Origin of the sequence: Streptomyces sp. NPDC057010, assembly GCF_042673805.1 — a bacterium.
In the GTDB taxonomy this organism is placed as follows: domain Bacteria; phylum Actinomycetota; class Actinomycetes; order Streptomycetales; family Streptomycetaceae; genus Streptomyces.
Genome location: NZ_JBHUSC010000060.1, coordinates 33,340 through 39,961 on the forward strand (window position 1 = coordinate 33,340; position 6,622 = coordinate 39,961).

Genomic DNA, 6,622 nt, shown 5'->3' on the forward strand with positions numbered 1-6,622 from the left:
GGATACGGCCCTCTTGCGGGCGTCACCGGGCCCCGTGGGACCATGTTCCGGCCATGCCCCAGAACCCCGCGCCGATGCGCGCCACGCGGGCCGCGATGTTCGCGGCGGTGTGTACCGCATTGGGTGCGGTGGGGCATTCGTACATGTCCGGCACCGATATTCCGCTTACGGGTCTTCTGAGCGCCTTCGGGGTGACCGGCGGACTCGCCTGGCTCGCCGCCGGACGACGGCGCGGGCCGGTGGGCATCACCGCCGCCCTGCTCGCCGTGCAGGGGGTGCTGCACCTCGTCTTCTCCGGGAGCGGGGCGGCCGCGCCCGCCGCGGCACCGCCGATGTCCGGGCGGCACTCCATGCCGGGCATGCCGGGCATGGAGGCCGGCGCGGACGCCGCGTCGTCCGGGATGGCCGCAACGGGCGCAATGCCCGACATGACGGCCATGCCCGGCATGGCGGACATGGCCGGGATGGCCGAGCACGCCATGAGCGGCGCGCACGTCATGGGCGGCGGCCACACCATGGCCGGACACGCCATGACCGGGCACGGCGGGGCCGGGATGATCGCCGCGCACGTGCTCGCCGGCCTGTTCTGCGCCGCCTGGCTCGCCTGGGGCGAGGCCGCCCTCTTCCGGCTGGCCCGCACCCTCGGCGCCGCCGCGCTGCACGCCGCCCGGCCGCTCTCCCGCGCCCTCGCACTCGTACGGGAACGAGTGGCGGCCCCGCCGGCCCCGCCCGTGTTCCGCCCTCCGTACGCACGGCCGCGCCGCCTGCGCGGGGCCGTGCACGCCCACGCCGTGGTGCGCCGCGGGCCGCCCGCGGGCCGAGCAGTCCTCGTCACGGCCCCCGGCCGTCCTGCCCGCGCCTGAACCGGCGCACCCTCCTCGGGGAGGGGGGCGAGACCTGGGGCCGGCTTCCCCATGTCTCCGCCAACACCTAGGACCCCCATGTCTCTTGACGAGGTTCAGGGCACCCGCACCCCGGACGCCCCCGCCGACACACCCCGAAGCCGCGCCGGCAGCTGGGCCGCACTGCGGCCGCTGCTCCTGCGCATGCACTTCTACGCGGGCCTGCTCATCGCCCCGCTGCTGTTCCTCGCCGCCGCCACCGGCCTGCTCTACGCCGGCTCCTGGCAGGCCGAGAAGATCGTCTACTCCGACCAGCTGACCGTCGCCCGCGTCGGCGACAGCGCCCTGCCGCTCAGTGCCCAGGTCGCCGCCGCCAAGGCCGCCGTGCCCGACGGCAAGGTCACGAGCGTGGCGCCGGCGCCCGAGGCCGACGCCACCACCCGCGTGGTCATGGAGACCCCGGGGCTGGAGGAGGGCCAGTCCCTCACCGTGTTCGTCGACCCGTACACGGCCGACGTGCGCGGGCAGCTCACCACCTCCTTCGACGCGCTGCCGCTGCGCGCCTGGCTGAGCGAGTTCCACTCCAGCCTCCAGCTCGGCGAGTTCGGCCGGAACTACAGCGAGCTCGCCGCGAGCTGGCTGTGGGTCGTCGCCCTCGGCGGCCTCGCCCTGTGGATCGGCCGCCGCCGCAAGCGCAAGGCCCACCTCGTCCTGCCCGACCGCACGGCCACCGGCCGCCGCCGGACCCTGTCCTGGCACGGGGCCGTCGGACTCTGGTCCGTCGCCGGCCTCGTCGTCCTCTCCGCCACCGGCCTGACCTGGTCGAAGTACGCCGGCGAGAACATCGGGCAGCTCCAGGACAGCCTCGGCGGTGCCACCCCGACCGTCTCCGCGAAGCTGAACCCCGGCTCGGACGCGGCGGGCGGCGACGAGCACGCCGGCCACGTCATGACCGAGGGCATGGAGATGCCGCCGCCCGCCCCGACCGCCGACGTCGGCATAGACCGCGCCGTCGAGGCCGCCCGGGCCGCCGGCGTCACCGAGTACCTCCAGGTGACGCTCCCGGCCAACGGCAAGGGGTACGTGGTCAAGGAGAAGGACAAGCAGGTGCCGGTGCACCTGGACGCCGTCTCCGTCGACCCCGCCGACGGCCGGGTCATGGACGAACTGCGCTTCGCCGACTACCCCCTGCTCGCCAAGATGACCCGCTTCGGCATCGACCTGCACATGGGCCAGACCTTCGGGCTCGTCAACCAGCTCGCGCTGGCCGCCCTCGCCGTCGCGCTGATGTTCCTCGTCTTCTGGGGCTACCGCATGTGGTGGCTGCGCCGCCCGACCAAGGACCGCAAGCTCTCCGCCGGCCGCGCCCAGCCGCGCGGCGCCTGGCGCAGGCTGCCGGTGACCGTGCTGCTGCCGCTGGCCGCGGCGACCGCGGTCGTCGGCTGGTTCGTCCCGCTGCTCGGGATCAGCCTGGTCGCGTTCCTCGTGATCGACGTACTGCTGGGCTTCGTGGCGAAGCGCCGCGCGAAGACGCCGAACCCGGCCGTCTGACCCGGCGTCTGACCGGGCGTCTGACCGGGCGTCTGACCGGGCCTTGAAAGGCCGGAGGGCCCGTACTCCCCTCGGGAGTACGGGCCCTCCGTGCACGCTCGCCGCCCGACAGGCCGGTCAGGGGGCGTACTTGTACCCCACCCGGCGCACGGTCTGGATCGCGCCGCGGTGGGACGCGCCCAGCTTGCGGCGCAGCCGGGCGATGTGGACGTCCACGGTCCGGCCGTCGCCGACGTGCCCGTAGCCCCAGACCGTGGTCACCAGCTGGTCGCGGCTGTGCACCCGGTGCGGGTGCTTCACCAGGTGGGCCAGCAGCTCGAACTCCAGGTAGGTCAGGTCGAGTACCTGCCCGTCGACCTCGGCGGTGCGCTGCGCCGAGTCGATACGGACCAGCGCGTCGCCCACCGCGGCCGGAGGCTCGGGAGCCGGGGCCGCCGCCGGGACCGGCGGGGCGGCGGCGGCCACCGCCTGCGGGGCGAAGGCGATCGGCGCCTGCTGGTCGGCCGGGACCAGGACCAGGTAGCCGACCATCGGCGGGTGGCCCGGCAGCGCCGGCAGGGTGTGCTGGGGTGCGGGCAGCCAGGTGGCGCCGGGCGGGAGCAGATCCACGACCCGGGCCACCTCGTCTCGGTCCACGGCCCGCAGCCGGTGGCGCGGACTGGGAGGGAAGGTCAGGGCGGAGGTCGCAGCGGAAGCGGCAGAAACGAGGGAACGGGTGTTCGCCATGAGTGGTCAGCTCTTTCACGCGGAGTGGTCGGCAGGAGACGTACGTACGTCATCGATGTCGTACCGCGCAGACCGAAGGCCTCGGGGAAGGTCAGGTGGGAGATCCCGGAGGTTTTAGAGGGCCGGCGCGTTCTTCGCGCGGCAACACACCCGGTCGAAATCGTGATCCTGACGGGAAGGCCAGAACGGCTCGAGGTCGCTGCGACCTGACGAGGTGTACGAGTAGCTGGCCATGGCCTCATTCAAGCAGACGCACGCCCCGCAGGGCAGGCTTCGTCTCAACCTGTGGATCGAAATCTCAAATTCTGCGATCAAGTCAACACCAGACTGCAACAATCCCGACATATGGCCGACGCTTGAGTCGGCCGCCTCCGGCGCCCGTATCGCATCGTGGGCCGATCCGTCCCACGGGCATCCCGGGCACGGACGACGCCCGCCGGGCCTGGGGGCTCGGCGGGCGTCGGAGGTGCCGCGGGTGGTGCTGAGGGCCTGGCGGCCCTTAGACCAGGCCGTCCTTCTTCAGGCCGGCGCAGCAGGTGTCCGTGATGAGGCGGGTCACCACGTACGGGTCCACGTTCGCGTTCGGACGGCGGTCCTCGATGTAGCCCCTGCCGTCCTTCTCCACCTGCCACGGGATGCGGACCGAGGCGCCGCGGTCCGAGACGCCGTAGCTGAACTCGTTCCACGGGGCGGTCTCGTGCAGACCCGTCAGGCGCTCGTCGATGCCGGCGCCGTAGTTCTTCACGTGGTCGAGCGGCTTGCTGCCGTCGCCCAGCGCCTCGCACGCCGAGATGATCGCGCGGTAGTCCTCGCGCATCGCCTTCGTGGAGAAGTTGGTGTGCGCGCCCGCGCCGTTCCAGTCGCCCTTCACCGGCTTCGGGTTCAGCGTCGCCGACACGTTGAAGTCCTCGGCGGTGCGGTAGAGCAGCCAGCGCGCGATCCACAGCTGGTCGGAGACCTCCAGCGGGCCGACCGGGCCGACCTGGAACTCCCACTGGCCGGGCATGACCTCGGCGTTGATGCCGGAGATGCTCAGGCCCGCCGCGAGGCAGTGGTCCAGGTGCTTCTCGACGATGTCGCGGCCGAAGATCTCGTCCGAGCCGACACCGCAGTAGTAGCCGCCCTGCGCCGCCGGGAAACCGTTGACCGGGAAGCCGAGCGGGCGGGAGCCGTCGAAGAACGTGTACTCCTGCTCGATGCCGAAGATCGGCTCCTGGTCCGCGAACTCCTCCGCGACCGGACGCAGGAGCGCGCGGGTGTTCGACTCGTGCGGGGTCATGTCGATGTTCAGGACCTCGCACAGCACCAGGACGTTGTCCCCGCCGCGGATCGGGTCCGGGCAGGAGAAGACCGGCTGCAGGACGCGGTCGGAGGCGTGGCCCTCGGCCTGGTTCGTGCTCGATCCGTCGAAGCCCCAGATCGGCAGCTCGGCGCCGTCGGCGAGGATCTTCGTCTTGGAGCGAAGCTTCGCCGTCGGCTCGGTGCCGTCGATCCAGATGTACTCAGCCTTGTAGCTCACGGGCCCCATCCTCAGACTCTGCGGGTGCTGCTGGTCGCTGCTTCGTTGCGGCGCTGCGGTGATGACCGCAGCGTGCCCCGCTGCGATTTCCCATCCGTTGCCCGTGTGTGAACCCTGTGTTACCGACGTTTACGCCGCAGGTCGGGTGGGTTGTGCGGGTCGGCAGCGGGTTGGCGGCGGAACGTCCGTCCGAGTGGGGCAGACTGGTCAGGTGAGCATTTTGTCTGATGTGACCTCTGCCGGAGACCCCGCCGAAGGCGTCGTCGAGAGTGCCGCCCACCAGGTCCCCGCAGGCCCGCGACCCCGGGTCGGGCTGATGGGCACCGGCCCCTGGGCACACCGCACGCACGCCCCCGCGCTCGCCGCGCACACCGGTTCCGAGTTCGCCGGAGTCTGGGGCCGCCGGCCCGAAGCCGCCGCCGAGCTGGCGGACGAGTACGGCGTGAAGGTGTACGAAGACCCCGACGCGCTGTTCGCCGACTGCGACGCCGTGGCCTTCGCCCTCCCGCCGGACGTCCAGGCCCCGCTCGCCGTGCGCGCGGCCGCCGCCGGCTGCCACCTGCTGCTCGACAAGCCCGTCGCGACGACCGTCGAGGACGCCCGGGCCGTCGCTGACGCCGTGGCCCGCCACGGGGTCGCCTCCGTCGTCTTCCTCACCCTGCGCTTCGCCGAGCCGACGGCCGGGTGGGTCGAGGAACGGGCCGGGGGCTCCGGCTGGTTCACCGCCTCCGCGCACTGGCTCGGCGCCGTCTTCCCGCCCGACGGCACGCCCAGCGCGTACGCCGACTCGCCGTGGCGCAAGGCCAAGGGCGGGCTGTGGGACGTCGGCCCGCACGCGCTGTCCGTACTGATCCCGATCCTGGGCGAGGTCACCGCAGTCAGCGCCACCCGAGGCCCCTCCGACGTGGTCCAGCTGGCCCTGCGGCACACCTCCGGCGCGGCCAGCACCGCCGTACTCAGCCTGGGCGCGCCGCGCGCGGCCGCCGGGGTGGGCCTGGAACTGCGGGGGGCCGAGGGGGTGCACGCGCTCCCGGGGTGGAGCGACGTCCCCGGCGCGTACGGGCGCGCCCTGGACGCACTGCTCACGTCGGCCCGGACGGGGGTGCCGGACCCGCGGGGGGCGGAGTTCGGGGCCCGGCTGACGGAACTGCTGGCGGAGGCGGAGGGGCAGTTGGAGGGGGTGTGAGCGCTACTTGATCACGGCGTTCGCCACGATGATGGCCAGGCCGATGGTGGCGTCGGCCAGGCCGATGAGCAGCGCGGAGCGGAGTCGGTAGCCGACCCGGATCGCCACGAAGGACCCCCACGCGAACAGCAGCGCCGTGTTCAGGCCGAGGCCGACGGCGGTGACCCCGTACGACTCCCAGTCCGCGATACCCGCGATGACCAGCAGCAGGACGGTGGGCAGGGTGGCCGCGACCATCGGCCACTCGTTCCACAGCGCCCGGGTCAGCAGTCGCCACCGGTAGCCGACGGAGCCCCGCTGATGGGTGGCCATGTGGTGCGAGTAGCCGTGCGCGAGCCCGGCGGTGGCTGCCGTGACCAGCACCCAGCTGGCGTCGTAGAACGGCGTGTAGTCCCCGCCCTCCTGATCCAGCGCGGCCAGCAGCCCACTGGCCAGCACCGTCCCGTACACCCCGCCGAACATCCAGTCGGCCCCTCGGCGGGGCGGCGGAAACGAGACCCCGGCGGCGGGGGGCTGCGGGTGCTGCGGCGGCTCCGGCGGCTGCTCGTTCACGGTGGATCCCTTTGGTGCGGTACGTCCCGGTTTGCTGCTGGGGCCACCCTACGGGGAGGGAGGGTGGGGGCGAGGTGAAGAGAGGCGCTCGCGCCTGGGCGGGATCCTGATCCCGTACTCACCGGGGCGGGGGGTCGGGGGCCCGGTTACCCGGCATCAGGGAAGGTTTGGGGGTTTCCCGTCAGTCTCATCGTCCTTCCGCGTCGGCCCGGCCTGTCAAGGGCGCTCCTCCTTCGTCGTCGCGTC

Annotated in this window: 6 protein-coding genes; 3 read left to right on the top strand and 3 right to left on the bottom strand. The window is 72.9% G+C overall.

Features of this window, described 5'->3' with window-relative positions; all coding sequences use genetic code 11:
• Positions 1-53 precede the first annotated feature (53 nt).
• Positions 54-863, top strand: a complete 810-nt coding sequence (locus tag ACFTXQ_RS31830) for a hypothetical protein (protein ID WP_382647619.1) — start codon at positions 54-56, stop codon at positions 861-863.
• 78 nt (positions 864-941) lie between these two features.
• Positions 942-2,393 (top strand): PepSY-associated TM helix domain-containing protein, encoded by a 1,452-nt coding sequence (locus ACFTXQ_RS31835; RefSeq protein WP_382647622.1) that lies wholly within the window; start codon positions 942-944, stop codon positions 2,391-2,393.
• A 117-nt stretch (positions 2,394-2,510) separates the two neighbouring features.
• Here the strand turns inward: ACFTXQ_RS31835 and ACFTXQ_RS31840 are convergent, their stop codons facing one another.
• Together ACFTXQ_RS31840 and glnII are read right to left on the bottom strand one after the other, a co-directional pair.
• Entirely contained in the window at positions 2,511-3,119 is a 609-nt protein-coding gene (locus tag ACFTXQ_RS31840; RefSeq protein ID WP_382647624.1) for a winged helix-turn-helix domain-containing protein, read from the bottom strand.
• 499 nt (positions 3,120-3,618) lie between these two features.
• A complete protein-coding gene (gene glnII / locus ACFTXQ_RS31845) occupies positions 3,619-4,638 on the bottom strand; it encodes a glutamine synthetase (RefSeq protein WP_382647627.1) in 1,020 nt (339 codons plus the stop codon).
• Between the two features lie 316 nt (positions 4,639-4,954).
• Between glnII and ACFTXQ_RS31850 the strand changes: the two genes are divergently transcribed.
• Positions 4,955-5,824, top strand: coding sequence for a Gfo/Idh/MocA family protein (locus ACFTXQ_RS31850; protein WP_382647632.1), 870 nt, complete (start codon positions 4,955-4,957; stop codon positions 5,822-5,824).
• A gap of 3 nt (positions 5,825-5,827) precedes the next feature.
• Here ACFTXQ_RS31850 and ACFTXQ_RS31855 read toward each other — a convergent pair whose 3' ends face one another.
• Positions 5,828-6,376: a hypothetical protein gene (locus tag ACFTXQ_RS31855; RefSeq protein ID WP_382647630.1), complete on the bottom strand. Its 549-nt coding sequence runs from the start codon at positions 6,374-6,376 to the stop codon at positions 5,828-5,830.
• Positions 6,377-6,622: the final 246 nt, after the last annotated feature.

Coding starts and splice junctions, on each gene's coding strand:
- ACFTXQ_RS31830 (WP_382647619.1), top strand. CDS start 54: ATGCCCCAGAACCCCGCGCCGATGCGCGCCACGCGGGCCGCGATGTTC.
- ACFTXQ_RS31835 (WP_382647622.1), top strand. CDS start 942: ATGTCTCTTGACGAGGTTCAGGGCACCCGCACCCCGGACGCCCCCGCC.
- ACFTXQ_RS31840 (WP_382647624.1), bottom strand. CDS start 3,119: ATGGCGAACACCCGTTCCCTCGTTTCTGCCGCTTCCGCTGCGACCTCC.
- ACFTXQ_RS31850 (WP_382647632.1), top strand. CDS start 4,955: ATGGGCACCGGCCCCTGGGCACACCGCACGCACGCCCCCGCGCTCGCC.